We start from the raw sequence: 25,231 nt of genomic DNA, 5'->3' as shown, positions 1-25,231 counted from the left end.
GTGGCAACTTTATCTTCCAAGAATCGTGTTTCGGCATTATTGCTAATAACCGCAACTATTAGAGTTAAAATGAGCAATGCAAACATTAACAAACACTTTTTCATGACCTTAGTTTTAAAATTCATTCAATACTATTTGGATGTTCTTAATCTGTTACGCAAACAACCTTTAAAACCTAATCTTCGACTAAATTAAGGGCAGAGACATAGAACTTTGAGGCATTATGTATAATCGGCAGTAATTTTTGTATAAACGGGAAAACGGCCTAAAATCAACCTCTTTACCATTATTTATCTGTAATCTTTTTCCTATAAAATGAATATCATAAGGTTTAAAAGATTTATTTAAAGAATTTTCTGCCAATTATACTAGAATAACTCCCATTGATACAAAATTTAGCCATTGGGAAGGCCTAAATATTATTTTTGACTAATTTTCTATCTTTATTTATTTGTATGCTAGAAGCTGTTATAGTTGATGATGAAATCAAAGCCTTGCAAAGCCTTTCTTGGGAGCTCACCAATTTTAGTGAGGAGATAAGCGTATCCGCTTCTTTCACCAATCCTTTTGAGGCGTTGGAGTATTTGGAAAACAATACTCCCGATTGTCTTTTTTTGGATATTGAAATGCCAACTATGGATGGTTTTCAGTTCATACAAAAACTGACCAATAAAAATTTCCCTGTCGTCATCACTACGGCCTACAATCAGTATGCCATTAAAGCATTGAAGAACGAGGCCATTGACTATCTTTTAAAGCCGATAGATACAGATGATCTTAAGGAAACCATCGTTAAGATAAAAAAATTCAACTCCAAAAATTTTACTGCCGAAAAACTGGAGCAAATACTTCTGAACTTCAATTCCAGGTCCATCAATAAAAAAATAACCTTGAATACGGATGGAAAATTACTTTTTTTGGAAAGCGATGAGATATTGTATGCCGAATCCGATGGAAATTATAGCACCATCTTTCTTGCCGATGGTCAAAAAATTGTACTCACAAAAAAACTAAAGGAAGTCAACCAGTTACTCCCGGACGATTCCTTTTTTAGGATACACAATTCCTATATCATCAACCTAAATAAAATCAAGGAATTTTTAAAGACGGATGGTTATGTGGTATTAAAATCCAACCATAAAATACCCGTTTCCAGACAGAAGAAATCCGACTTCTTGGATTTATTATAAAATGATGTATGAGGTTGGTAGCAGTAAAGCATGTGTTTTGTAATCCGTCCCTAAGCTCATCCATAAATTCGTCAGGGTTTGTAACACTGGTATTTGCTGCACTATTCTTTTTCAGTTTTGGAACTGCCCAAGAAATTTCTCCAGAATTCAGTCAACGCGTAGACAGCTTAATAAAGGCAGCTCCAAAGACCTATACCGAAATACACGATGCTTTTAGACAATACCGAAAAGATACCGTTTTAATGCGCTATTTCAGCGAAAAGTCCAAAGAAAAGAATTTCCTCGAAGGACAATCCTACGCTCTGAGCGAACTGGGAAGAGATTACAGAAACCTATCCAATTACTCCAAAGCCATTAAATTGCATGAAGAGGCCTTGGATATTGCCAAAAAAATAAATAACCTAGAGTTTAAGGTATCAAGTCTCAACTATTTGGGAGTGGTTTATAGAAGAACCTCTTCCTTCCGCTTTGCCATGGACTATATCCAGCAGGCTTTGGAGCTTGCGGAATCGGTACCGAACCCATCCGAAGGGTTAAAAAGAAGTATTAATGTTTCCTTGAACAGCATAGGTAATCTCTACAAAATTTTAAAGCAATATGACCTAGCCATTTCTTATTTTGAAAGATCCATGAAGCTTGAGGCCGAACTAGGCAATGAATTAGGGCTCGCCATCAACCATCAAAACATAGGGAAATGTCAGGAAGAACTGGACCAATTGGACAAGGCACTTCAAAATTATAGAACCTCCCTCGCCTATAATGAACAATTGAACAATGACATGGGCAGGGTCATTTGCAATAATAGTATCGCACGAGTATTTATTAAAAAAGACAAAATATCAGAAGCAACAACACTTCTTAAAAAAACACTACAAAAGGCCAATGAATTAGGGGACGGGTTCCTGACCGCGCCCGTTTACAATAATCTGGGTTGGGCCAGTTTACTCGCCAAGGACAATATAAGTGCGGAAAAATATCTTTTAAAAAGTCTTGAAATATGTGAAACACACAACCTGAGGGACGAAAATGCACAGGCAAGTCACTTTTTGTCCGAGGTATATCAAAATAAAGCTCAATATAAAATGGCCCTTCAATACAAAAACAAGGCCATTGCGCTGGATCGGGAAATACTCAATGAAGGAACCGTGAAATATGTAAACGATATCCTGTTCCGGTATAATTATGAAAAAAAAGGAAATCAGATCGCGGTACTTGCCAAAGAAAATGAAATCGTTAGGCTGAAACTGAGAAAAAACCGTACCATGCTGCTCATCAGCGGAATTGCGTTAGCGCTTTTGGCCGGCATCCTTTACATCCTCTACAGGCAATATCAACTAAAGAGCGAAAAGAAACTGTTGACCTTGGAACAGACCATGCTGCGCAGTCAAATGAACCCACATTTTCTATTTAATTCGCTCAACTCCATCAAACTTTATATCATCAATAATGAGCAGAAAAATGCGGTCCATTATTTGAACAAATTTTCAAAGCTGGTACGCAAAATCCTGGAAGCCTCTTCACAAAGGGAAATACCATTATCGGAAGAACTGGAAACCGTAGAACTATACATGAATATTGAGAACATTAGATTTTCAAACGAAATAGACTTTAAAATAAATATTGCCGATGATATTGATGTGCACACAATACGCATTCCTTCCCTAATTCTACAGCCTTTTCTGGAAAATGCACTTTGGCATGGGCTTTCGTCCAAAGAAGGTGAAAAAAACATCACTTTAGATGTTAACAAAGAAGACTACGGCTTCATTAACATTTCCATTACCGACAATGGTGTAGGCAGGGATGCCGCGGAAAAAATAAAACAGAACAAAGTGCTTAAACGAAAATCGGTCGGGATCGATATTACTAGGGAGCGACTCGCAAATTTCTCGCGGGACTATCAAAATTCATTTCATGTAGAAATCGTGGATCTATATGATGATAACAATCAGCCCACCGGTACTAAAATAGTATTGCACATTCCTATCGAGTAAGATGCTCCTCGGCTACTTTTGCCAAATCATCATACCATTCCTGCCCAAATTTCCGCACCAATGCTTCCTTTACAAATCTATAAATTGGCACCTGTAGTTCATCTCCCAAAGCACAGGCCGGATCGCAAATTTGCCATTTATGATAGTTGACTGCGGTAAGTTGGGTATATTCTCTTACCCTAACGGGATACAAATGACAGGAGACCGGTTTTTTCCAATCGATTTTTCCTTGATTATAGGCTTCTTCTATGCCACATTTTGCCGTGTTCTTTTCATCAAAAATCACATAGGCACATTCACTACCGTTTACCAGCGGGGTTTCCCATTCACCATCATCACCTTTTACGAAAGCTCCTTCTTCCTCAATTACCTTTACGCCTTCCGGTCTAAGAAAAGGCTTAACCTTCTCATAAATGTCTACCATTATCTCGGTCTCGTCATCCGCTACCGGTGCCCCGGCATTACCATCAACACAACAAGCTCCTTTACAGGCACTAAGATTGCAAACAAAATCGTTTTCGATAATCTCCTCGGAAACAATGGTTTTTCCTAATTGAAACATGGCTTATTTTAAACCGGAAAGATACGTTTTTTTGGTTCCTATCAACTTAAAGATTATTTAATGAACAAACGTCCAAAACCTTTTATATAAACGTAAATTTGCAAAAATTTTAAGATGGAATTTCATTTTAACTTTAGGGAAATAGTGACCGCGGCCATGGTGCTCTTTGCAGTGATAGATATACTGGGAAGCATTCCTATCATTATAGGTCTGCGTAACAAAGTAGGGCATATACAATCCGGAAAGGCATCGATTGTTGCCGCTGTTATCATGGTAGCTTTTCTTTTTGTGGGGGAGGAAATACTCAACCTCATTGGTATTGATGTAAATTCCTTTGCCGTGGCCGGGGCATTTATCATCTTCTTTCTTGCCATAGAAATGATTTTGGGCATATCGCTTTACAAAGATGACGAACCCGAAAGCGCTTCTATTGTACCTATTGCCTTTCCCTTGATAGCGGGAGCGGGTACGTTAACATCCTTGCTCTCTTTACGAGCCGAATATTACGTAGAAAACATTATCATAGCGATTATACTAAATATCATCTTCGTTTTTATAGTGCTTAAATCTTCCGCAAAACTGGAACGTATTCTTGGAAAAAACGGAGTGAACGTTATACGTAAGGTCTTTGGGGTAATTCTTATGGCTATCGCCGTTAAGTTATTTGCCGCCAATATCAATGAGCTTTTCAGCCATTAAAAAAGGATGTATTTTTGTAGAAAAGCAACTTCAAACTAAGGCATGAGCAGAACACTTTCTATTATTTTAATGGTTTTGGCCTTGGCCCTGATAACCTATAACGTAACGCTAATCGATTTTGCCGATCCGTTTCAAGGAGATAGTATTATAGCAATGATAGGAATCATGGCCTCCTTATGTGCCGTGGTACTTTTATTGATTTTTATCGCAAGTAAAAAAGTACAGAAAAAAGTGAACAAGGATTAATTGTTGGATTCAATGGCCTCTGCCTCTTTTTGCTGAACTACAGGGTTTTCCAATTCCAATATTTTTATAAGCATGGGGTCTTCCACACTTTTTATTTTGGCGTGAACATTGGCATTGAACAATTGTTCTGCCAGAGCCGCTTTAATGTAGCGCTTTAACGTGCCCTCATAATCGTAGAAATTCATCTTAAGATTTCGATTGATGGCGTAGTCCACAAATTGCTCAAAAAGAATATCGTCTACCCTAAAATCGTTTATAAATTCTTCTTTGGTGTATTCCGAATAGCGCGTACGGTCTTCTTCCAAATGCTCAAAGACAAAGAAGGATAAAAATCCAAGGCTATCCATACTTTCCAAAGCTTCCTCCTCATTGGTGCCTATAGGTACGAATACATCTGGAATAATACCGCCGCCACCGTAAACTACCTTTCCTTTGGGCGTGGTGAATTTTAGCGAATCGGCTACTTTTATACTATCTACAGAAATCATTTCCCCACTGTGATAGCGCTCCGTAAACCTTTGGTAGTAATCCTTATTTCCCTTGGCATAGGTCTTTTGAATGCTTCTTCCCGTAGGTGTGTAATATCTTGATACGGTAAGCCGTACCGCTGAACCGTCTCCCAAGGCCATTTCACGTTGTACCAATCCTTTTCCAAAGGAACGGCGACCTACAATAGTACCTATATCATTATCCTGTAACGCTCCGGCGATTATCTCACTGGCAGAAGCGGAACGTTCATTGATAAGCACATATACGTGTTTGTCCTCAAAACTACCCTCATCCGTAGCGTAGGACTTGTCTATTTTCCCTTTTTTGTTCTTGGTAAAAAGAATAAGTTTCCCGTCTTCTAAAAATTCATCCGCCATTTCTTCAGCAATGCCTAGATAACCGCCTGGATTATCCCTTAGGTCCAAAACCAATTTTTCGGCACCATTTTTTTGAAGATCGGTCAGGGCCAGTTTAAATTCCTTAAAAGTAGATTCCGCAAAGCGGTTCACTTTTATGTACCCAATATCATCTTCCAACATGTAATAGGAATCCACGCTCTTGATAGGCACTATGCCACGCCTAACTTTTACGGAAAAGGTTTTGTCCTCACTTTTTCGATATACCGTAAGATTTACGGAAGTTCCTTCTTTTCCCTTCAATTTATCTACAATAACATCACTGGGCATTCCCTTTCCGTAAAGCGTATCGTTGTTCGCCATTAAAATACGGTCTCCCGGTCGAATTCCTTTTCTATCGCTCGGACCTCCTTTTACCGTCCTGATAACGGAAATCGTATCTCGGTATGAATAAAAATTGATGCCGATTCCCACAAAATCGCCTTTCATATTTTCGGATACACGAGACATGTCTTTTTCCGAGATATAGACTGAATGTGGGTCTAGCTTTTCCAATATGCTGTTGACGGTAACATCCACGATACTATCGGTATTTACCTCATCTACATATTCATAATCTATATAGTCTATAAGCCTGTTGAGTTTGTCCTTTTTGGAATTTGTGGTGAACAAACGTTCCGGGGTATCGTTGAAATGAAGTTTGCCCCCCACAAAAATACCAAGGGCCAGAGCGGCACCAATAATTGCGGGGGCTAAATAACTGTATTTCTTCATTTTATATTTATAACTATGCTTCAATCTCAGGGCTATGCACTAATTCAACGCCAGCTTGCTCCAAAAATTTCAATCCGGAGTCATCTTTATATGCCTTTTGATATACAACACGTTTTATGCCAGATTGATGTATGAGCTTACTGCACTCCCTACAAGGGGATAACGTAATGTAGAGGGTGGCGTTTTGACAAGACTGTGTGGAAGCAGCTACTTTCAGGATAGCATTGGCCTCGGCATGTAATACATACCATTTGGTATCCCCCGCTTCATCTTCACAAACATTCTCGAAACCTGTTGGAGTGCCATTGTAACCGTCGGAAATAATCATCCTATCCTTTACAATTATAGCTCCCACTTGTTTGCGTTCGCAGTACGAAAGTTTTCCCCATTCTTGGGCCATTCTTAAATAGGCCTTATCATATTTCTTCTGCTTGGTTTTCTTCATGAAAACTATCTTCTCAGGATAATTTACTAAGATACCTGCTTTGATCAGTTGGTACAACCCCATAGGGTTAAATTTAACAAAACACTACCAAGGAAAGGTTTGGTACAACAGCGGCAATGTAATCAGCAAAATGATACCGCTCGCTACCCAGATGAAAATGGATTGCGATACTTTAAATATAGACTGAACTATAAAAGCCAAAAGTAGAATACACAGTACTATAATGACTTGCGAAATTTCAATACCCAGTGCAAAACCCATGAGCGGAGGAGTCTTTTCTTCAACGCCAGCTACCAGCATTTTAAAATAGTTTGAAAAACCAAAACCATGGATTAATCCGAAAAATGCCGTGGCCGCAATATGCAATCCTATGTTTTTTTGACCGACCTCCATCTTTTGATAAAATAAATTGAAGATGGCCGTTAAAAATATTGTGACCGGTATCAAAAACTCGATCAAAGAAACATCCATCACCAAAATTTCAAAGACCGAAAGTATGAGTGACAGACAATGGGTTATTGTAAATATAGTAGCTAAAAGCACTACTTTTTTCCAGTTTTTAAACGTAAACGGAACGGCCAATGCCGAAAGGAAAAGAATATGATCATACGCAGCAAAATCCAGCACATGATCTAAACCCAACTGTATGTAAAACCAAAAATCTTCCATTATTCAGTAATAAGTTGACAGTATTAAGTAATCAGTATTTCTTTGTATTCGTGAGATGCTGCCTTGGCCTTAAATCTATCTTTTTATCTTTTATAGCTCTCTTTTCCATTTGTAAATTTTTCTCCTAACTCCTAATTTAACCAATTCCCCGTTCTTTTTGAATGGTCTCATAAGCGAGTTGCACTTGTTTAAATTTCTCTTCGGCACCTTTTTTAATCGCTTCATCCTGTGTATTGACCCTGTCCGGGTGATACTTTTTCGCCATATTCCTATAGGCTTTTTTCACCTCATCGTTTGTAGCCGATTTATCGATTTCTAAAATCTTGTAAGAATTATTGGCAGACTTGATGAACATTGCCTTGATACTCTCAAAATCGTTCAAACTTACCCTTAAATACCCTGCTATCTCCTTTAGTTTTTGCACTTCAGGATTACTGATGTTCCCGTCCGCCTGAGCTATCCCGAATAAAAAGTGAAGCAGTTGCAGCCGCACTTCATAACGCGTTCGCTGTGTCAAGAAAGCACAGATACGTTGCGCAGAAATCTCCCTTTTCTTATTGATTTCGTTGAAGGTCCTAAAAATGGCATTTGCCTTCTCTTTTCCATAAGTGGCCACAAAATATTGGCGGACGTAATCCATTTCCGTTCGGCTTACCGTACCATCGGCCTTTATAATTATAGAACAGAGCGAAAGCAGGTTTAGTTCAAAATCTGCCGGGGAAACATTGGGTCTTGTAAAATCACTAAAAACAGTTCTGGCCCTAGAGGTATTGGAACCAAACAGACTATCAATGGCACTCCCCACAAAAAAACCCAAAACGGCACCGCCAAGTCCCCTTATAAAAAAGCCCACGAAAGCACCTAACCACTTAATCATATACAGATTTTGAAAGTGCCAAAGATAAAATATATAGTGCTAATCTTTAGGTGAACGAAAAGTTAAGGTCGATCATGGTAATACGACAAATTGGTTATCTTTGTTCATCAGATTAAAAAAAAAGACTATGTATCCTGCAGAATTAGTAAAACCTATGAGAGATGACTTGGCAACTGCCGGGTTTGAAGAATTATATACGGCAGAAGCCGTGGAAAATGCCATCAAAAAAGAAGGTACTACTTTGGTGGTCGTGAATTCCGTTTGTGGCTGTGCCGCTGCCAATGCTAGACCTGCCGCTAAGATGAGCTTACAGCACCAAAAAAAGCCCGACCATGCGGTAACCGTATTTGCCGGGGTGGATAGGGAAGCGGTAGATGCCGCTAGAGACCTTATGGTTCCTTTTCCACCGTCCTCTCCTTCTATGGCATTGTTTAAAGATGGAGAATTGGTCCATATGATAGAGCGTCACCATATTGAGGGAAGACCGGCAGAAATGATTGCGGAAAACTTAGTACAGGCTTATGATGAGTTTTGTTAGCCTGAGTTCCTATTATTAAGAATAGAATTCTAAAATTAAACCACTTCTTAACGGGGTGGTTTTTTATTTTTGTATTATGCGGAAGTACCTGTCCTACATAATTACCCCAATTTTTTTTATTGCCTTTGGAGGCTGTCTCGTGTTCTTTCATCCTATACAATGGCTTGGCTATAAAATTTTTGGATATAGTGCTCTAAAAAGAACGGTGAGCTTTCTGAATTGGTGCTTAATGCGAAGTACCAATATTTTGGGAACTACTTACCAATTTAGAAACAATTATGATATCCCTACCGGAAGACCGCTTGTTATTGTGACCAATCATCAAAGCATGTATGACATTCCGCCTATTATCTGGTATATGCGAAAATACCATCCAAAGTTTGTAAGCAAAAAAGAATTGGGAAAAGGCATTCCGAGTGTATCACATAATTTAAAATACGGTGGGTCTGTTTTGATCGATAGAAAAGATGGCAAGGGTGCCCTGATGGAAATTGGTAAATTAGGGGCCTATATTGAAAAACATAACCGTAGTGCGGTCATCTTTCCCGAAGGTACCCGTAGCCGAGATGGTCATCCCAAACCTTTTAAACCCATGGGATTGAAAATGCTATTGAAAAAGGCACCATCTGCCCTTGTAGTTCCCATAAGCATCAATAATTCTTGGAAACTGGTCCGTTATGGAAAATTCCCCATGGGATTGGGAGCAAAAGTGTCTTTTGATGTTCATGGGCCCATTAAGAATGAAGGTGATGTAGATATCCTTATCAAGCAAATTGAAAAAGCCGTTACCGCCGGCGTAAATTCTTTTAAATGACCGATGCCGAACTGATCGAAGAAACTATTCTATTTGTAAAAGAAACCTTGGCATACGCAGAAGGAGGCCATGATTGGTTTCATATTCAGCGTGTGTTCAACAATACCTTGCTCATTGCAAAGGACGAAGAAGTAAATATCCTCGTAGTAAGTCTCGGTGCCTTGTTACACGATATTGCAGACGCAAAATTTCACGATGGCGACGAAAATGTGGGGCCGCAACTGGCAAAGGATTTTCTGAGCTCCCTAAAAGTTCCTAAACGCACTATAAACCATGTGGTGAAAATCATTCAACATATTTCATACAAATCCTCTTTATCCCACAGCAAACAAAAAAGAAGGTTCAGCTCTCCAGAACTTCATGTGGTACAAGATGCCGATAGATTAGATGCCATTGGGGCTATTGGTATTGCCAGGGCATTCAATTATGGTGGATATAAAAATAGAACTATGCACAATCCGGACATTGCGCCTAAATTGGGGATGACCAAAGAGGAATATAAAAAATCGGATGGGCCTACCATAAATCATTTTTATGAAAAGCTGTTATTGCTCAAGGATAAAATGAATACGGAAACCGGAAAAAAACTAGCGGAGCAACGGCATCAATATATGTTGGATTTTCTGGAACAATTCTTTTTGGAATGGAATCCTTTGGCGGTCAAAAAACCTCTGATCAAATAAAGTGGTACCCTAAAGCCTTTCCGTAACAAGTTGTTTTGGATAAAAGCTTTTGATATCAAAAATCACAGTTTTGGAACTAGCCTTGATTTCTCCCAGATTTATTTCCTCGAAGGCGTCATGCCCAACCGCAAGTACGATAGCATCATATCCTTTGCCGATTTTTGGCGCTAGACTAAGTCCATATTCATCATAAACCTGTTCATTATTGGCATAGGGGTCGTACACATCCAAGTGGGCCCCAAAACTCTCAAATTCACGGATCATATCTATTACCCTGGAATTTCTGATATCGGGACAGTTTTCCTTAAAGGTTATTCCCAAAACTAGAATTCGGGATTTTCGGACCATTACATCATTTTTGACCATTAGTTTAATGACCCTATTGGCAATATAGACACCCATATCGTCATTGATCCTTCTACCGGACAGTATGACCTCGGGATAATACCCTACGCTTTCGGCCTTGTGCGTAAGATAATAGGGGTCGACCCCTATACAATGTCCACCTACCAATCCCGGCCTAAAAGGGAGAAAGTTCCATTTGGTTCCGGCAGCTTCCAAAATTTCTACCGTATCAATATTCAACCGATCAAAAATCAGCGCAAATTCATTGATTAGGGAAATATTAACGTCGCGCTGTGTGTTTTCTATAATCTTAGAGGCCTCGGCAACCTTCATACTAGAAACTTTATGGGTGCCTACCGTAATGATTTCGTTGTAAAGTTGATCAACTATCTCCGCTATTTCCGGGGTACTTCCAGAGGTAACTTTTACGATGTTATGAACCCGCCTTTTCTTATCTCCCGGATTAATACGTTCCGGGGAATATCCACAGAAAAAATCCTCGTTAAATAGAAGTCCACTATATTTTTCCAAAACCGGCACACATTCTTCCTCTGTACAGCCGGGATAAACCGTAGATTCATAAATAACGATATCCTCTTTTTTTAAGTGTTTTCCAACAACTTTACTGGCACTTAACAATGGGCTTAAGTCTGGCTGTTTGGAATGGTTTATAGGCGTTGGTACCGTTATGATATAAATCTGTGCGAGAGCTAAATCTTCATCATTATGGGTAAATCTTATCTTTTCCATCGCTTTCAAATCTTCTAGAGCAACTTCACCCGTGATATCTACACCTTTTCTTAGGTTTTCAATCTTGTTCGTATCGATGTCAAACCCGGTAACCTCGAATCCATTTTTGATAAATTCGACCGCTAAGGGAATACCTACATATCCCAAACCTACTATCGCTAGCTTTTTGTTTTTTAAATCACTCATGGTCTAAATTTATCAGATACTCTATGCTCAAATAAGATTCATGTAAAAATACCATTACAAGATAGTTTTATGAAAAAATCAAAGTCTGCCAAGAAAAAGGTATTCTTTATTTCTTTTCTGAAAGCCCTCTGGTCAACCAACCTCTTTTGTTTGCCGTAACAATCGCATAGGGTGTTATCCAAAACAATCCGAAGGTATATAAAATACTGTAAGAGTAGGCCCAAAAAGATTCCCTAAGCTCATATCGTTTTGCATAGAACAATACCGGAAACGTATTCAATACTAAAATACTCAGTAGCGTAGAACTTAAAAACAATAATGGGTGTGAGATGATAAAAAACAACATAAAGACTAAAAACGGATAGCTCATGATGATTTTTAAAAACTGACTTACAAACAAAAGACGCGTACCTGCTTTATTGCCTTCCCTAAAGTTTTTGAATACATATTTGGACATTTGAATGTTTTCACGAACGTTGCTTCTACCCCATCTAATAAACATTTTGTACAATCCTTTGTACTTCTCCGGAACGTTGGTGTATGCGAAAGCGTTTTTTTGAAACAAAACGTGGAACCCTTGTTTTAATATCATGTTCGTCATGGCACGGTCTTCCCCAATATCGGAAGGTTGTCCCATAAAGGTCTGATTGATCCAGTCCGGCAAACAGTTGAAAACGGCAGAACTTCGGTAGGCCGCCAATGCTCCGGGTGTACATAATACCGAATTTAGACTACTTTCCGCAGAACGTACGAATTCAAAACTCAAGGTAAAACTAACATCCAGCATTTTAGGGAGTAATGCCTTTTCGTTGTTCAATACACGAATGTTTCCGGCTACGGCACCACAATTTTCATCCACAATAAACGGACTTGTTAAATTTCGGAGCGTATCCTTGTTCACGATGGAATCACTGTCTACCGTGACAAAAATCTCGCCAGTACCTTCATTAAAACCGCGATACAGCGCATGGCGTTTGCCTTTGTTATGTGGCTGTTGGGCAATGGAAACCCGATCGCCCAATTCCTCCTTTGCTTTTTGCATCCAATACCAAGTATCGTCTTGACTACCATCATCTATGGAAAGGAGCTGTACTTTTTCATGTGGATAGTCGCTTTCCGCCAAACTCATCAGTGTGGCATAAACCTGTTTTCCTTCGTTATATGCCGGAACGATTACCGTTACCGTTGGCAATTCTTCATCGGAAACAGGGGCTATGGGTTTATACTTGAAAAATCGGTAGACGATGTAAGCAAAAAAAGAAGCTTTAAATATGAACAGTCCCAAGGCCAACTTCATAAAGGCCGAACCTAGAAGAGAATTATTTCTATCTATCTTAAATTGTGTAAAATCATTTTGTAGAATGTATACAAGATAAGCGGCACCTAACATGAGTACGAACGTACTTCCCATCACGAAGATACCCCATGCATTTGCGTTTTCTATACTTTGGACAAACTTGTTCTTAAATTTCCTTTGATCGGTTTTATTCGGCGTAGTAATTTTAGATTTCATTGACATTTATATTCTGTGTTCACTTTGTTATACGGCAGGTTTTCCGTTTTAGACTCCGTGTTTTCAATTATTTAACATTAGCATATTCTCTACGGCTTTTATAAAAAACAACCTCATCAATATGGCAGTGGCCATACCTCCTTAAAAAAGGACTTCATTGCACAACTAATAAAGCTTCTCAAGACTTGGATATTCTCTTGGAATCAGTATTAAAATAAGATAATAAGACTCTTAAAATAACGTTAGTTAAAAGGTTTTAATGCAAAAATTTATAGCATTACTAGTCCACCAAACTATTGAATATCATGAAAAGGTTGTTTTTTGCACTTGTGGTCTGCGGTATTTTCAAAATATGCGCCCAGACTCCCACGGCCGGGGATTTGGTTAAAATCCATTCGGTATCGAATGCTGAAATGAACGCAATCGTTTCTCCAGAGGAAGGCTCATTAATCTTTAATACCGATGCGCGTACCCTATATGAATTTAATGGTACGGATTGGAACAAGTTTATCGATGCGCCCAGTAGAACCGTTATCCTGAATGCCAGTGGCGGCTCTTTGCCCACAGCAACGAATACATTTTTTAACCTACCATTGGATGCTACGGATATACAATATATCAACTCGAATTATTTTAATGTAACCGGCACTTCTAAAGTAACCATATTAAAGCAAGGAAATTATATGATTTCAGGAGAAATTTCCACGACCAATATGCCCAGTGGTGATACCAAGTTCATTCTAGCGGTATTCATCAACGGCATACGGCGCGGTTATCTTAGTCGTGGTTTTGCAAGCCTTCCCGGCCAGGATTTTTGGGGTACTACGGGAGTTTTGATGTATGCTTTGAATGCCAATGATGTGGTTGGCATACAATATGTATTGAATGCGGGAGGTACTACCCTTAACGCAAACTTCTCAAATATTGGGATTACCAAATTATAGAAACATTACCGTGAACAAAAGATAGATGTGATTAAAACCAAAAGATTAAAAATCGTAAATTCAATCTTTTAAAAAGTCCAACGTCTATGCATTTTCAAAAATCTATTCTTGGCGGTCTGATTATTGCCGCATTTACCTTCACAGCTTGCTCAAATCCTAAGAAAGAATCGGCCACTTTGCTTATTCATGGGGGAACCATTTATACGGTTGATTCCGCCCAAACTACGGTAGAAGCAGTTGCTACGAAGGACAATACCATTCTTTTTGCAGGTACTCTGGCAGATGCCGAAAAATATAAAAACGAACAGACCCAAGTTATTGATTTAGAGGGTAAAACCATGACCCCGGGACTCATTGAAGGTCATGGGCATTTCATGGGCTTAGGTTATAACGAATTGAATATAGACCTCATCAATACGACCAGTTATCAGGAAATGATAGATGCCGTAGCAAAAGCAGTGAAAAACGCGAAACCAGGTGAATGGATAACAGGCAGGGGTTGGCACCAAAGCAAATGGACACAGATGCCGGCCGATACCGTAAACGGGTTTCAAACGCACTATAGACTAAGCGAAGTATCTCCCGACAATCCTGTTTACTTGGCCCACGCTAGCGGTCATGCCGGTTTTGCCAATGCAAAGGCCATGGAAATTGCAGGTTTGGAATTATTGCCCAAAGATGGTATCGATAAGTTTGAGGTAGAAGGGGGTGAGGTCATGCGTGATGCCTTGGGAAGACCCACGGGTATTTTCAATGAGCGGGCCCAAGGACTTATCAGTGAACATATTCCGGAAAATACGCCTGAAAAAGATATAAAAGCTTTTGAATTGGCAGTAGCCGCCTGTCACAGAAACGGAATTACAGGTTTTCACGATGCCGGTATCGGTAAAGAAACCATTGCGCTATACGAGAATATGAAAGCAGCGGATAGAATAAAAGTGCGTTTATATGCCATGCTCACAGGGTGGGATAAAGACCTGCTCAATGAGTGGTATGAAAAAGGTCCTATGGTAGATGAAGATCATTTAATGACCATTCGCGCCGTAAAACTAAATTGCGATGGTGCCCTAGGTTCCAGAGGAGCCTGGCTATTAGATCCTTACACGGATAGACCTGGGCATTTTGGCCATGAAACCCTGCCTATGGAATTTGTTAAGGAGACAGCTTTAAACGGATTGCGAAACGGTTTTCAGGTCTGTGCACATGCCATAGGAGACCGTGCCAATAGGGAAATACTGGACCGTTACGAAGCGGCAATGAAAGCATTGCCCAATACTACGGAAAACCATAGGTTTAGAATAGAACATGCGCAACATTTGCATCCAGATGATATTCCCCGCTTTGCTGAATTACAGGTTATCCCGGCAATGCAAGCGGTGCACATGTCTTCGGACAGGCCTTGGGCGATAGACCGTTTGGGTGAAAAAAGAATCAAAGAAGGAGCCTATATGTGGCAAACCCTACTCAAAAGTGGTGTCCCCATTGTAAATGGAACGGATGTTCCCGTGGAGCCGTTAAATCCTATCGCTAGTTTTTATGCCAGTGTAAGTCGTAAAACTTTAAAAGGAACTCCGGATGGTGGTTACGAACCCGAACAGAAAATGACAAGGGAACAAGCCCTAAGGTCCTATACCCTAGATGCTGCTTATGGTGCTTTTGAGGAAGATATAAAAGGTTCCATTACCGTTGGCAAACTAGCGGATTTCACTATTTATAATCAAGATTTGATGCAAGTTCCCGAAAACAAAATATTGGAAACGGAAATCGCAATGACCATTTTTGATGGCGAAGTGGTATATGAAAAAAAGGAGTAGCTTTTAAAAAAGTTTCATTTGCCCATCTTTGTATTGTTCATGTAATGCCGTATTCAACTTAGGAAATATTTTATCCTCAAAATATTTTTGCTTGGCCAATCGCATTAGGTCATGAATCTGTGTGGCAATTTTTCCTTCTCCCTTAGTGCGAATTCCAAACCGACTGTCATTCAGTTTGCCTCCATGGCACTCCTGTATCTGATGTAGTACTTTCTTCGCCCTATCCGGCATCGTTTTTTTAATCCAATCCGTAAAGATTTCACCAATGGCACCGTTTAATCTTACCACGGTGAAGCCAAAGGACCTTGCCCCGTTTCTTGAAACTTCTTTGGCCAAGTTTAAAATTTCATGACTATTGATTCCCGGGATGATCGGAGCTAACATTGCATTGACCGGGATGCCATTTTCGGACAGTATCCTAATCGTTTCCAAACGCTTTTTAATAGTTGTGGTTCTTGGCTCCAAAATTCTTCTGGTTTCTTCGGATAAAGAGGTCACGGAAACATTTACGCCTACCAAAGTATCTTCGGATAACCTTTTCAAGATATCCAAATCCCTTAGAATTAAAGCATTTTTGGTAATGATGCCTACCGGATGTCTATATTTTAAGAACACCTCAAGACAGGCCCTTGTAATCTTGAATTTCTTTTCTGCAGGTTGATAACAATCCGTATTTCCGGACATTACGATGGTATTCGCCCTCCAATTTCTGCTCTTCAACTTTTCCTCCAAGAGTTTCGGAGCATCTTTTTTTACTAAAATTCTTCTTTCAAAATCCAAGCCCGCACCATAGCCCCAAAACTCATGTGTGTTCCTTGCGTAGCAATAAATACAACCGTGTTCACACCCTTGGTAGGAGTTCATGGAATAGCCCATCCCGATATCCGGACTGGTTACCTTGTTTACAATCGTTTTAGGAAAAATAGGAATGTACTGCGTGCGATTATTATCCGCCTCTTCACCTTCTACACGGCAAAATTCCAAGAAATCATCTCGTGTTTCATAGATATGTTGCAAAAATTTGTTGGGAACATTTTGCTGCGCTCCTCTTCCTTTTATGGTGTTCTTGAAATTCATTTAATGGATTTAATCCAAAAATATGGAAATAATCCATTATTAAAATTTATTTAACAGCTACTTGCACCAATTGTTTTTTACTTCCTCTTTTTGCATAGAATAACAACTCGTCATTTACATTGTCTATCAAAGGTCTGGAGACCATCAAAGGCAATCTGGCATCTTGGGCATCGATTACTTTTTCATAATTCATATGCCCTTTGGCATCTAATTTAATCAAGAAAACATTTCTATTTCTACTAAGGCCCTGCTTGAACATGATTCGCTCAGCACTTAGCTGTTGCGGGTTATCCGATGCCGTACTGATAAAAAAATACGTGTCCTCCCCTTTGGTGTAGGCACTGTAGGAAGTATATGCTTCATCTCCCTGGGTAACTTCCGTTTTGTTGATATTACGTGCCCAGACCAAATCTCCTGTTGGGCTTAGCTTAGCGCTTACAATATCATTGTGATGGAATCGTGTTACCATCACACGACCGCCACTAGAGTTCGCCTGCGTACTGGTACTGGTAAAATACTCCTCGGCATTGAACAGAATATGTCCGGATGAAGTGACATCCGTACTCTTAAAAACAAGATTTTTTATGGTTTTATCATCTTCGCGACCAAACTTGTCCAACATGAACTGTTCTGAAAAAGGATTGAATTTTTTGGAAACGATGTCCAAGGATTTTGGATTCAATTTAAAATATGAGATACCGTTATAACGATTATCCCTTCGGTCCGCATAAAAACCAAGACAGATGAGTTCATCTCCCTTAAAAATAGGCTTTACGGCTTCCGGAAATTTTCCTGGCGTATAAAAGGATTGTGTTGCCCTGTTCTGGCCTGAAATCCGAACCAGTTCGTATTGAAACCTACGTTCCGTGGCATTGAATCGCTTTTTCTTAAAATAGGCCTTCCCGGTTAGGTAAACGTCTTTCAAATCCTTCGAAAAAGCTACATTTTCAAAGGCGTAATTTTTTTCCTCCACTTCTGCGGAAAAATCATGCTCCATTAATTTTCGCAAACTGGAATCAAAGACATGTATAAAATGTTTGTTTTCTTTTCGCCTCTTAAAGTGCGTCGTAATGGCAAAAGCCGTTTTTGCTTCATTGAACAAAACCGAAGTGGTAAAGCCAGAGGAAAAATTTCTATTATAATAATTCCTGTCCAAAGGCTGTTGAACCACCTCCGAAGGAATGGTCAAAAGCACCTCTTTAGAAAAATTAAATTCAGAGAACGGGCTTCTATGTACAATATATTCATAGGCAGAAGTACCGTAATTATATTCCAGAAAAAGCAAGTATACCTGTCCGTTCTTCACGAAGGCATTCACAAAATTGGCGTTCTTGAGCTTGTAATTGTAATCTGAGATTAGTTCCAAATTCTTATTGTAATGCTCAATAAAATAACCTTTTGGACGTAATACGATTCCCTGATAATAGGAACGCACCACTATGGTGCCATCCTTGCCATCATCGGCGATGGCCAACATATTGGAATACCTGTACTTATCATTATATTTTTCACCAATAGTATAGTCTACTTGCCCGCTCTCTTGTGAATGAAGGTGTAATGCGGTGATAAAAATGAAAAGAAACGCTAGTGAAAATCTTAACATGCCGGTTTAGTTTGCGCTAGGAACCGGGAAAATTGGCTTTTCGTTTTTCTAAAAAGGCGGTAGTTCCTTCCTTGAAATCATCCGTGCCAAAGCAAGCCCCAAAGGCTTTAATTTCCGCTTCGTAGCCGTTAACAGTATTCATAAAACCAGCATTTACCGCTTTTATTGCATAAGAAATGGCCACAGATGAATTGTTTGTTATTTTTTGGGCCAATTTTTCGGCTAAAGGAAGTAGCTCTTCCTGAGAAACTACATGGTTTACAAGACCGTAATCCAAGGCTTTTTCCGCAGAAATCATTCCAGCGGTCATAATGAGTTCCATAGCCCTACCCTTACCCACCAATTGGGGCAGTCTTTGTGTTCCTCCATATCCAGGAATGACCCCAAGGGAAACTTCTGGCAACCCCATTTTGGCAGTATCGCTTGCTATTCTAAAGTGGCAGGACATGGCCAATTCCAGTCCTCCGCCCAAGGCAAAGCCATTGACAACCGCAATTACGGGCGTGGATAGGTTTTCCACCAAATCGAACAATAACTCTTGGCCCTTGGCCGCCAACTTTTTCCCTTCTTTTACGGAGAAATCCGCAAATTCAGAAATATCGGCACCCGCAACAAAAGCCTTTTCACCACTCCCAGTGAGGATAATAGCTTTTACCTGTTCATCTTTTTCCAAAAGAACAAAAGCCCCGTGCAATTCCTGAATGGTGTCGCGATTTAAGGCATTCAATTTTTTAGGACGATTTATAGTAACTATTGCGAGTGGATACTTTTTATCGATAATTATATTTGAATAGGACATGGTCTTATTTTTGTTTTATGGCATCTAAGGTACTAATTAACAAGATTTTTTTCCTTGCGATGGCAACCTCTTTCTATTTGTACGGCCCTAAGCGCATGCGTTAAAATTTACCCAAATATAAATGGAAGGCGTAAGTAATCTATGGGCATCGCTGACTAAAAATAAAAAATGCTATGAGAAATACGGCACCATCCTGTTTTATAGAAAAAGAAGCTATTTCCGAACTACAGTTTACATCGTTAGAAGTATTGGAAAATATGGACCAAAAGAAACTAAGGACCAATCAACTTATGCGTGCTTTACAGTTGGGAAACCTGCTAAAAAATAAAGTAAACATTTATTTTAAGGATGTTGAAGAAAATCTAATGCGCGTAAATACTACTATTTGGGCCGTTACGAATGATGCCGTGGTCTTGAAACAGGGTATTTACATCCCTAGAAACAGAGTTGTCTTTATAGATTGATGAGTTAAATTTCAATTAGCTCGCACGCGGAAAATTTACACAAAAAACAGTTCCTTTACCCGGTTGGGATGTAAAATTGATACTCCCGTTATAGGTCTCGACAATATTTTTCACCATGCCAAGGCCAAGGCCCATACCGCTATTTTTGGTGGTAAACTTAGGTTCAAAAATTTTCTCCTTGTTTTCATCGGAAATACCCACCCCATTGTCCGCTACAGAAATTTTGACATGATTACCATCCTTAGCTACGGAAACCAACACTCTGGGCGAGGCTACCTCTGGCACTGCCTGAATTGCATTCTTTACCAAATTAGTGACTACGCGGATCAGTTGCGTGCGGTCCAATTTTGCAATAATTTCCTCTTCATCGGCTATAAAATGAATATAGTCCTCGTTAAAAATGTCCAACGCCAATTTTACGATCTGTACCACGTTCAGGGTTTCGTTTTGTTGTGCCGGCATCTGGGCAAAATTGGAAAAGGCCGAAGCAATACTGCTCATCGTATCTATCTGTTGTATGAGCGTGTCGGAAAATTCCTTTAGTTTTTGCTCCGCATTTGGGTCGTTCGGATCAAACTTGCGCTCAAAACTCTGTACGCTAAGGCGCATGGGCGTCAGGGGGTTTTTAATCTCATGGGCCACTTGCTTTGCCATTTCGCGCCACGCTTGCTCCCGTTCACTCCTTGCCAGTTTTACCGCACTTTGCCCCAATTCATCTATCATACCGTTATAGGAATCGATAAGTTTTTCAATCTCCTCCCCAGGATTTTCGATATGGATTTTCTTGTTTCGTTTTGTCAAATCAGTACTTTCCATCATATCCGAAATCGTTTCTAAGGAGCGTGTTATATATTTTGATATGAAGAAAGCCAGGGCGATGGCAATCAGGAGCATAAAGAAATACACCCCGGCCAAACGAGCCAAAAACTCCCTAAGTTCTTTGTTATTAAAGGAATTATCCTCAAAATACGGCAAATTCAGTATCCCGATAGGTTTGAACTTCCGGTCCGCTATATAAGTATATGAGGTTTGATATCTGTCTCCTGCAGCTTCATTTTCCTGTACATACCTTTTGTCCGGGCTTGCTTCCAACCGATTGAGCACCTCGGCATCCAAACACATGGAAATGGCATCGTTATCCAGTTTTGGACGTGAACTTTTGATCAATTGACCATCAAGACTATACATATTGAAGTTCATGTTCTGAACCACGGCTATTTCATAGATTTCGTTCTTGAAAATAAGGCCTAGATTTTCTGTAGTAACGGGGTAGGTCGTTTTCTGTATGGCTAAATCAATACTTTGCCTAATTTGCTCTTCTTTACGCTCCATCCTATTTTGATGGTAGTCGTTGTTTATTTCTTGAAATTGATATACGGTAATCCCTACAATCAATACGGATGCCAATAGCACCAATAGAATCATTGAAATAAAAATTCGGGACCGTAAGGAGAATTTTTTGAACAAGGGCTTAGCGTTTCATTCAAAGTTAGCAAATATCGCACCATGTTTTAAAACACAAACCCAAATGACAAATACTAACTCAAAAAAAGCGAAACCGTATATTGAACTTGATTCTTGAATTTGAATTTTCTATGCTTCAGGATTTTTCTCTCGGATACGTTTGTACAATTTTATACCCAACATCAGCATAATGCCCAAAACTAATATCCCAACAACACCGAAGACCCAATCGATGGCGCTTTTAAGAACGACCAAGAACACTATCGCAAACAAGACCAACGTTGCCACTTCATTCCAAATACGCATATACCGAGAAGTATATTTTATTCTATCTCCTTTCAATTGTTTGAATATCAGATGATTCCTTCCGTGATAGAAAAAAAGTAGTAGCACAAAAGCGAGTTTTATGTGCATCCATGATTGCTGTAACCAAGATGGCATTAAGACCAATAACCAAACGGCAAAGAGAGTAGCCAAAATAGCGGATGGCCATGTGATGATGTACCACAATCGTTTGGTCATCAACTTCAATTGTTTGGTCAATATTTCCTTTTCAGGGGATGGTTTTTCGGAGGCCTCAATGTGATAAATGAACAAGCGTGGAATGTAGAAAAGACCCGCAAACCATGTGATTACGAAAATAAGGTGAAGGGCTTTTATGTAGTAGTAGTATTCCATTTTAGTTGATGGTAAAATTAAGTAATCGAACAACTATGAACCAACAACTGACAGCTTAAATGCGTATCGCCCCAACACCTGCTTCCCATAATTCTTTATTGAAATCTGGAATAGTGGTTTTCATAAAAGAATCTGCTTTGCTTTTTAAAATGTTCCATTGTCCATCAAGTTCTGCTTTTCTGTCTTTTGAAGGTTGGTTCACTCTGGGAATTGTGCTGTTTGTAGCATCGATTAAAAATAAATACTCCGCTGTAAATTTATTGGGGAAATTTTCAACATCGTCATACGCCTTGGATTTCCGTTGAATCATATCGACATCCCACGCCTGTAAGGCCTTCAATAACTTTTCACCTTCCTCCTTTACCGAAGCATCCGTTACCTCTTTCAATACTTCCTTGATCTGGTTTTGCGCTTTGTACAAAGAATTTACAGTATTGTGCATATCGGTTAGTTTTGCTTCGGCATCGGTCAAAAAAGTATGGTATTCCGTATACTGCTCGGGTGTAGTACTGAAAGTCGGTACCGCGACGATTTTGCCTTCAGTGGTGACCATTTTGCCTTCGGACTTCAATTGAACTGTGTATGTGCCCGGAGGAACTACGTGTCCGGCAAAACGAGATTCAATATACGCGCCGGGGATTCCCGGCAGATGATACGTTTTCATATCCCAAACAAAACGGTTCAAGCCTTCTTTTTTCGATAAGGTCGGTTCAGGTCTGGGGCCACCTCCATTATTCGGTTTGTAATTTTTATCTTTTTCGGAAGAAAAACTACGGACCATCTTTCCATCGGAATCCAAAATTTCCATAATAATTTCTGTAGTATCCTTTAACTTTGGAAGCTCATAATACATAACCATTCCGTTTGCAGGATTTATGCCGGACAAAGTGTTGGTCCCTTTGAATTTATCCGTGTTTCCGCTCATGGGGCTGTACCAAGAACCGTTCATGGCATCGTTGGGCCGGTATAATTTCATTCCTTTTTGAGTGGGCTCGTACTGACTCAACATTGAAAGGTCGTCCAATATCCAAAAAGCTCTTCCTGAAGTGGCTACGATCAAATTTCCCTGGTGGATTTTAATATCCGTAATCGGAGTTTTAGGAAGGTTAAGCTGAAAAGGCTTCCAGCTTTTCCCACCGTTCCAAGAAAGGTATAATCCTTTTTCGGTACCGGCATACAACAAGTTTTTGCGAACCGGGTCTTCACGGACTACCCGTGTAAATGCGCCATATGGAATTCCCGAAGAAATATTCGTCCAGGTTTTTCCATAGTCCATACTTTTATAAAGTGCGGGTGTATGGTCATTAAATTTATATTTTGTAGTAGCGATATAAACCGTCCCCTTATCATGTGGCGAAACCTCGATGGCGTTCACTAAAGACTCTCCCAAATTTTTTGGAGTGATATTCTGCCAGCTTTCTCCATTATCCTTGGTAATATGTACATAGCCATCATCACTTCCTGTATAGAAAACACCTGCTTCATGCGGTGATTCCAAAACGTAGGCCAGTGTTCCATAGTTTTCGGCTCCGACCGCTTCGTTAGTGTAAGGGCCGCCACCATTGCCTTGTTTGGCATCTATATCACGCGTTAAATCCGGAGACACTTCTTCCCAGGTCATTCCCATGTCGCGAGTACGCAACAACAATTGCGCCCCGTGGTAAAACGTATTTTTCTCATGTTGGGAGCGTAAGGTCGGTGCGTTCCAATTGTAGAGATATTTCATGTTTCGTGCTTCCCGTCCCAAATACTGAATAGGTGCTGCCATAACATTGGTGGAGGCTTTTGACTTGGTATCCAAGACCTCGATAGTACCCAAATAACTTCCGCCCATCACATATCTGGGATGGTCAGGATCAAAGGCCAAAAAAGCGCTTTCCCCACCCGCAGAGGGACTAAAATCGGACATCGTAATACCACTACTTCCAACGGACATACTTGCAATCATCGCCGAAGAATAGTCTTGCTGTCCGGCATAGATATTATACGGAAACAGGTTGTCCGTATTAATACGGTAAAACTGTCCCGTAGGCATATTCGTTTGTGAAGACCAGGTTTTGCCAAAGTCGAACGTAACGGCTGCTCCACCATCATTGGCGATAACCATGTTTAAGGAATTCTCAGGATTTATCCATAAATCATGAAAATCACCGTGGGTACCTGTGATACGTTCCCAGTTTTTTCCACCATCTAAAGAACGTAAGGCCGGAGCACTCAACACATAAACAATATCCTCATCTTGGGGATCTGTAAATACTTCAATATAGTACCAAGCACGTTGCGTTAATCTATTATCTCCACTGACCATAGTCCAACTTTTTCCGGCATCATTGGAAACGAAGAGTCCCCCTTTGTCTTGGTTACTGTCACTTTCAATCAAAGCGTACACCTTATTGGAATTTGCGGGGCTCACGGAAATCGCCATTTTCCCTTTTTCCTTTGGAAGGCCTTCGGTCATTTCTGTCCATGTTTCCCCTGCGTCGGTGGATTTGTACAATCCGCTCCCTTCGCCGCCACTGACTACCATATTGGGTTTGCGCTGATGTTCCCACATCGCGGCATACATAATTTCGGGATAATTGGCATCCATCGAAAGTTCGGCACAACCTGTCAATTCATTTATGAAAAGGGTATTTTTCCAAGTCTTTCCGCCATCTGTTGATTTATAAATGCCACGCTCCTTATTCGGGCCGTACAATTGACCCTGTGCTGCCACATAAACGATATCGGGATTCGTTGGGTGAATGATAATTCGTGAAATATGCTGGGTTTCCTTGAGTCCCATATGCTTCCAGGTCTTTCCGGCATCGGTGGATTTGTAGACTCCGTCTCCGTAGGAAGTCATCACCCCACGTGGTGCGTGTTCGCCCATACCCACATAAACGATATTTGTATTTAAGGTCGAAACTGTAACGGCACCCACAGAGCCCATTTCAAAAAACCCGTCTGAAATGTTGTTCCAACGCTGACCCGCATCCTCAGTTTTCCAAAGTCCACCGCCCGTAGTACCCATATAATAAGTCATGGGGTCACCTACTACTCCGCTAGCGGAGACTGAACGTCCACCTCTAAAGGGACCAATATTTCGGAATTTTAGGGGTTTAAAATAGTCTTCTGCTGTTTGGGCGAAGGTAGTAGTTGTGGTTAGGAAGATTAGCAATAGGAGTTGGATGTTGTTTTTCATTTTGGATTGTTTATTTCTTGATATAATGTTCTTTTCTTGAGTCCTCCCCTGCCAAGGGGAGGTGGCGATAGCCG

At 40.1% G+C, this 25,231-nt stretch carries 23 protein-coding genes; 10 read left to right on the top strand and 13 right to left on the bottom strand.

Annotated elements, in window-relative coordinates:
* Window positions 1–455 precede the first annotated feature (455 nt).
* A complete protein-coding gene (locus tag ACKWBX_RS01300) occupies window positions 456–1,190 on the top strand; it encodes a LytR/AlgR family response regulator transcription factor (protein ID WP_413966833.1) in 735 nt (244 codons plus the stop codon).
* A gap of 8 nt (window positions 1,191–1,198) precedes the next feature.
* Window positions 1,199–3,184, top strand: coding sequence for a tetratricopeptide repeat-containing sensor histidine kinase (locus ACKWBX_RS01295; RefSeq protein WP_413966832.1), 1,986 nt, complete (start codon window positions 1,199–1,201; stop codon window positions 3,182–3,184).
* Here ACKWBX_RS01295 and ACKWBX_RS01290 read toward each other — a convergent pair.
* On the bottom strand, window positions 3,174–3,746 hold the full coding sequence (locus tag ACKWBX_RS01290; protein WP_413966831.1) for a DUF3109 family protein: 573 nt from the start codon (window positions 3,744–3,746) through the stop codon (window positions 3,174–3,176). The genes ACKWBX_RS01295 and ACKWBX_RS01290 overlap by 11 nt on opposite strands.
* Before the next feature lie 114 nt (window positions 3,747–3,860).
* Here ACKWBX_RS01290 and ACKWBX_RS01285 point away from each other — a divergent pair, with 114 nt between their 5' ends.
* Together ACKWBX_RS01285 and ACKWBX_RS01280 are read left to right on the top strand one after the other, a co-directional pair.
* Window positions 3,861–4,445, top strand: coding sequence for a MarC family protein (locus tag ACKWBX_RS01285; protein WP_413966830.1), 585 nt, complete (start codon window positions 3,861–3,863; stop codon window positions 4,443–4,445).
* Between the two features lie 42 nt (window positions 4,446–4,487).
* Window positions 4,488–4,691: a hypothetical protein gene (locus ACKWBX_RS01280; protein WP_413966829.1), complete on the top strand. Its 204-nt coding sequence runs from the start codon at window positions 4,488–4,490 to the stop codon at window positions 4,689–4,691.
* On the opposite strand, the gene ACKWBX_RS01275 is transcribed toward ACKWBX_RS01280, so the two are convergent.
* From ACKWBX_RS01275 to ACKWBX_RS01260, 4 genes are all read right to left on the bottom strand, one after another.
* Complete coding sequence (locus tag ACKWBX_RS01275) at window positions 4,688–6,310, bottom strand: S41 family peptidase (RefSeq protein ID WP_413966828.1); 1,623 nt, start codon at window positions 6,308–6,310, stop codon at window positions 4,688–4,690. The two genes, ACKWBX_RS01280 and ACKWBX_RS01275, sit on opposite strands and share 4 nt — an antisense overlap.
* A gap of 13 nt (window positions 6,311–6,323) precedes the next feature.
* On the bottom strand, window positions 6,324–6,755 hold the full coding sequence (locus ACKWBX_RS01270) for a deoxycytidylate deaminase (protein ID WP_413967971.1): 432 nt from the start codon (window positions 6,753–6,755) through the stop codon (window positions 6,324–6,326).
* An 84-nt stretch (window positions 6,756–6,839) separates the two neighbouring features.
* The gene (locus ACKWBX_RS01265) at window positions 6,840–7,424 is read right to left on the bottom strand and encodes a HupE/UreJ family protein (RefSeq protein ID WP_413966827.1); all 585 of its coding nucleotides are present in this window, start codon (window positions 7,422–7,424) and stop codon (window positions 6,840–6,842) included.
* Window positions 7,425–7,560: 136 nt separating this feature from the next.
* Window positions 7,561–8,301, bottom strand: coding sequence for a TerB family tellurite resistance protein (locus tag ACKWBX_RS01260; RefSeq protein WP_413966826.1), 741 nt, complete (start codon window positions 8,299–8,301; stop codon window positions 7,561–7,563).
* Window positions 8,302–8,428: 127 nt separating this feature from the next.
* Between ACKWBX_RS01260 and ACKWBX_RS01255 the strand changes: the two genes are divergently transcribed.
* The 3 genes from ACKWBX_RS01255 (at window position 8,429) to ACKWBX_RS01245 (ending at window position 10,336) form a co-directional block, all read left to right on the top strand.
* The gene (locus ACKWBX_RS01255) at window positions 8,429–8,839 is read left to right on the top strand and encodes a BrxA/BrxB family bacilliredoxin (protein ID WP_413966825.1); all 411 of its coding nucleotides are present in this window, start codon (window positions 8,429–8,431) and stop codon (window positions 8,837–8,839) included.
* A 229-nt stretch (window positions 8,840–9,068) separates the two neighbouring features.
* Window positions 9,069–9,653, top strand: a complete 585-nt coding sequence (locus ACKWBX_RS01250) for a lysophospholipid acyltransferase family protein (RefSeq protein WP_413966824.1) — start codon at window positions 9,069–9,071, stop codon at window positions 9,651–9,653.
* A complete protein-coding gene (locus ACKWBX_RS01245; RefSeq protein ID WP_413966823.1) occupies window positions 9,650–10,336 on the top strand; it encodes an HD domain-containing protein in 687 nt (228 codons plus the stop codon). Before ACKWBX_RS01250 ends, ACKWBX_RS01245 begins: the two co-directional genes overlap by 4 nt.
* A 9-nt stretch (window positions 10,337–10,345) precedes the next feature.
* Here the strand turns inward: ACKWBX_RS01245 and ACKWBX_RS01240 are convergent, their stop codons facing one another.
* Complete coding sequence (locus ACKWBX_RS01240; RefSeq protein WP_413966822.1) at window positions 10,346–11,617, bottom strand: nucleotide sugar dehydrogenase; 1,272 nt, start codon at window positions 11,615–11,617, stop codon at window positions 10,346–10,348.
* A 106-nt stretch (window positions 11,618–11,723) separates the two neighbouring features.
* A complete protein-coding gene (locus ACKWBX_RS01235; protein ID WP_413966821.1) occupies window positions 11,724–13,136 on the bottom strand; it encodes a glycosyltransferase family 2 protein in 1,413 nt (470 codons plus the stop codon).
* Between the two features lie 299 nt (window positions 13,137–13,435).
* On the opposite strand from ACKWBX_RS01235, the gene ACKWBX_RS01230 reads away from it, so the two are divergent.
* Window positions 13,436–14,074: a hypothetical protein gene (locus ACKWBX_RS01230; RefSeq protein WP_413966820.1), complete on the top strand. Its 639-nt coding sequence runs from the start codon at window positions 13,436–13,438 to the stop codon at window positions 14,072–14,074.
* A gap of 86 nt (window positions 14,075–14,160) precedes the next feature.
* Window positions 14,161–15,888, top strand: coding sequence for an amidohydrolase (locus tag ACKWBX_RS01225; protein ID WP_413966819.1), 1,728 nt, complete (start codon window positions 14,161–14,163; stop codon window positions 15,886–15,888).
* Between the two features lie 3 nt (window positions 15,889–15,891).
* On the opposite strand, the gene ACKWBX_RS01220 is transcribed toward ACKWBX_RS01225, so the two are convergent.
* Genes ACKWBX_RS01220 through ACKWBX_RS01210 form a run of 3 tightly spaced genes read right to left on the bottom strand, consistent with a single transcriptional unit; the run spans window position 15,892 to window position 19,367 of the window.
* Window positions 15,892–16,965, bottom strand: coding sequence for a PA0069 family radical SAM protein (locus ACKWBX_RS01220; protein WP_413966818.1), 1,074 nt, complete (start codon window positions 16,963–16,965; stop codon window positions 15,892–15,894).
* A 46-nt stretch (window positions 16,966–17,011) separates the two neighbouring features.
* On the bottom strand, window positions 17,012–18,568 hold the full coding sequence (locus ACKWBX_RS01215; RefSeq protein ID WP_413966817.1) for a hypothetical protein: 1,557 nt from the start codon (window positions 18,566–18,568) through the stop codon (window positions 17,012–17,014).
* A 16-nt stretch (window positions 18,569–18,584) separates the two neighbouring features.
* Complete coding sequence (locus ACKWBX_RS01210; RefSeq protein WP_413966816.1) at window positions 18,585–19,367, bottom strand: enoyl-CoA hydratase/isomerase family protein; 783 nt, start codon at window positions 19,365–19,367, stop codon at window positions 18,585–18,587.
* A 173-nt stretch (window positions 19,368–19,540) separates the two neighbouring features.
* Here ACKWBX_RS01210 and ACKWBX_RS01205 point away from each other — a divergent pair, with 173 nt between their 5' ends.
* A complete protein-coding gene (locus ACKWBX_RS01205) occupies window positions 19,541–19,831 on the top strand; it encodes a hypothetical protein (RefSeq protein ID WP_413966815.1) in 291 nt (96 codons plus the stop codon).
* A 15-nt stretch (window positions 19,832–19,846) separates the two neighbouring features.
* Here the strand turns inward: ACKWBX_RS01205 and ACKWBX_RS01200 are convergent, their stop codons facing one another.
* From ACKWBX_RS01200 to ACKWBX_RS01190, 3 genes are all read right to left on the bottom strand, one after another.
* Window positions 19,847–21,256 carry a sensor histidine kinase gene (locus ACKWBX_RS01200; protein WP_413966814.1) on the bottom strand — a complete coding sequence of 470 codons (1,410 nt, stop codon included), beginning with the start codon at window positions 21,254–21,256 and terminating at the stop codon, window positions 19,847–19,849.
* A gap of 168 nt (window positions 21,257–21,424) precedes the next feature.
* On the bottom strand, window positions 21,425–21,973 hold the full coding sequence (locus ACKWBX_RS01195) for a CopD family protein (protein ID WP_413966813.1): 549 nt from the start codon (window positions 21,971–21,973) through the stop codon (window positions 21,425–21,427).
* 55 nt (window positions 21,974–22,028) lie between these two features.
* On the bottom strand, window positions 22,029–25,157 hold the full coding sequence (locus tag ACKWBX_RS01190; RefSeq protein WP_413966812.1) for a VPS10 domain-containing protein: 3,129 nt from the start codon (window positions 25,155–25,157) through the stop codon (window positions 22,029–22,031).
* Between the last annotated feature and the right edge of the window lie 74 nt (window positions 25,158–25,231).

Origin of the sequence: Maribacter algae (assembly GCF_047345745.1) — a bacterium.
Taxonomy (GTDB): Bacteria; Bacteroidota; Bacteroidia; order Flavobacteriales; family Flavobacteriaceae; genus Maribacter.
Note: the sequence above shows the minus strand (reverse complement) of the source record. Positions and strands in the feature narration are given on the sequence as shown.

Coding starts and splice junctions, on each gene's coding strand:
- ACKWBX_RS01300 (WP_413966833.1), top strand. CDS start 456: ATGCTAGAAGCTGTTATAGTTGATGATGAAATCAAAGCCTTGCAAAGC.
- ACKWBX_RS01295 (WP_413966832.1), top strand. CDS start 1,199: ATGAGGTTGGTAGCAGTAAAGCATGTGTTTTGTAATCCGTCCCTAAGC.
- ACKWBX_RS01290 (WP_413966831.1), bottom strand. CDS start 3,746: ATGTTTCAATTAGGAAAAACCATTGTTTCCGAGGAGATTATCGAAAAC.
- ACKWBX_RS01285 (WP_413966830.1), top strand. CDS start 3,861: ATGGAATTTCATTTTAACTTTAGGGAAATAGTGACCGCGGCCATGGTG.
- ACKWBX_RS01280 (WP_413966829.1), top strand. CDS start 4,488: ATGAGCAGAACACTTTCTATTATTTTAATGGTTTTGGCCTTGGCCCTG.
- ACKWBX_RS01275 (WP_413966828.1), bottom strand. CDS start 6,310: ATGAAGAAATACAGTTATTTAGCCCCCGCAATTATTGGTGCCGCTCTG.
- ACKWBX_RS01270 (WP_413967971.1), bottom strand. CDS start 6,755: ATGAAGAAAACCAAGCAGAAGAAATATGATAAGGCCTATTTAAGAATG.
- ACKWBX_RS01265 (WP_413966827.1), bottom strand. CDS start 7,424: ATGGAAGATTTTTGGTTTTACATACAGTTGGGTTTAGATCATGTGCTG.
- ACKWBX_RS01260 (WP_413966826.1), bottom strand. CDS start 8,301: ATGATTAAGTGGTTAGGTGCTTTCGTGGGCTTTTTTATAAGGGGACTT.
- ACKWBX_RS01255 (WP_413966825.1), top strand. CDS start 8,429: ATGTATCCTGCAGAATTAGTAAAACCTATGAGAGATGACTTGGCAACT.
- ACKWBX_RS01250 (WP_413966824.1), top strand. CDS start 9,069: ATGCGAAGTACCAATATTTTGGGAACTACTTACCAATTTAGAAACAAT.
- ACKWBX_RS01245 (WP_413966823.1), top strand. CDS start 9,650: ATGACCGATGCCGAACTGATCGAAGAAACTATTCTATTTGTAAAAGAA.
- ACKWBX_RS01240 (WP_413966822.1), bottom strand. CDS start 11,617: ATGAGTGATTTAAAAAACAAAAAGCTAGCGATAGTAGGTTTGGGATAT.
- ACKWBX_RS01235 (WP_413966821.1), bottom strand. CDS start 13,136: ATGTCAATGAAATCTAAAATTACTACGCCGAATAAAACCGATCAAAGG.
- ACKWBX_RS01230 (WP_413966820.1), top strand. CDS start 13,436: ATGAAAAGGTTGTTTTTTGCACTTGTGGTCTGCGGTATTTTCAAAATA.
- ACKWBX_RS01225 (WP_413966819.1), top strand. CDS start 14,161: ATGCATTTTCAAAAATCTATTCTTGGCGGTCTGATTATTGCCGCATTT.
- ACKWBX_RS01220 (WP_413966818.1), bottom strand. CDS start 16,965: ATGAATTTCAAGAACACCATAAAAGGAAGAGGAGCGCAGCAAAATGTT.
- ACKWBX_RS01215 (WP_413966817.1), bottom strand. CDS start 18,568: ATGTTAAGATTTTCACTAGCGTTTCTTTTCATTTTTATCACCGCATTA.
- ACKWBX_RS01210 (WP_413966816.1), bottom strand. CDS start 19,367: ATGTCCTATTCAAATATAATTATCGATAAAAAGTATCCACTCGCAATA.
- ACKWBX_RS01205 (WP_413966815.1), top strand. CDS start 19,541: ATGAGAAATACGGCACCATCCTGTTTTATAGAAAAAGAAGCTATTTCC.
- ACKWBX_RS01200 (WP_413966814.1), bottom strand. CDS start 21,256: ATGATTCTATTGGTGCTATTGGCATCCGTATTGATTGTAGGGATTACC.
- ACKWBX_RS01195 (WP_413966813.1), bottom strand. CDS start 21,973: ATGGAATACTACTACTACATAAAAGCCCTTCACCTTATTTTCGTAATC.
- ACKWBX_RS01190 (WP_413966812.1), bottom strand. CDS start 25,157: ATGAAAAACAACATCCAACTCCTATTGCTAATCTTCCTAACCACAACT.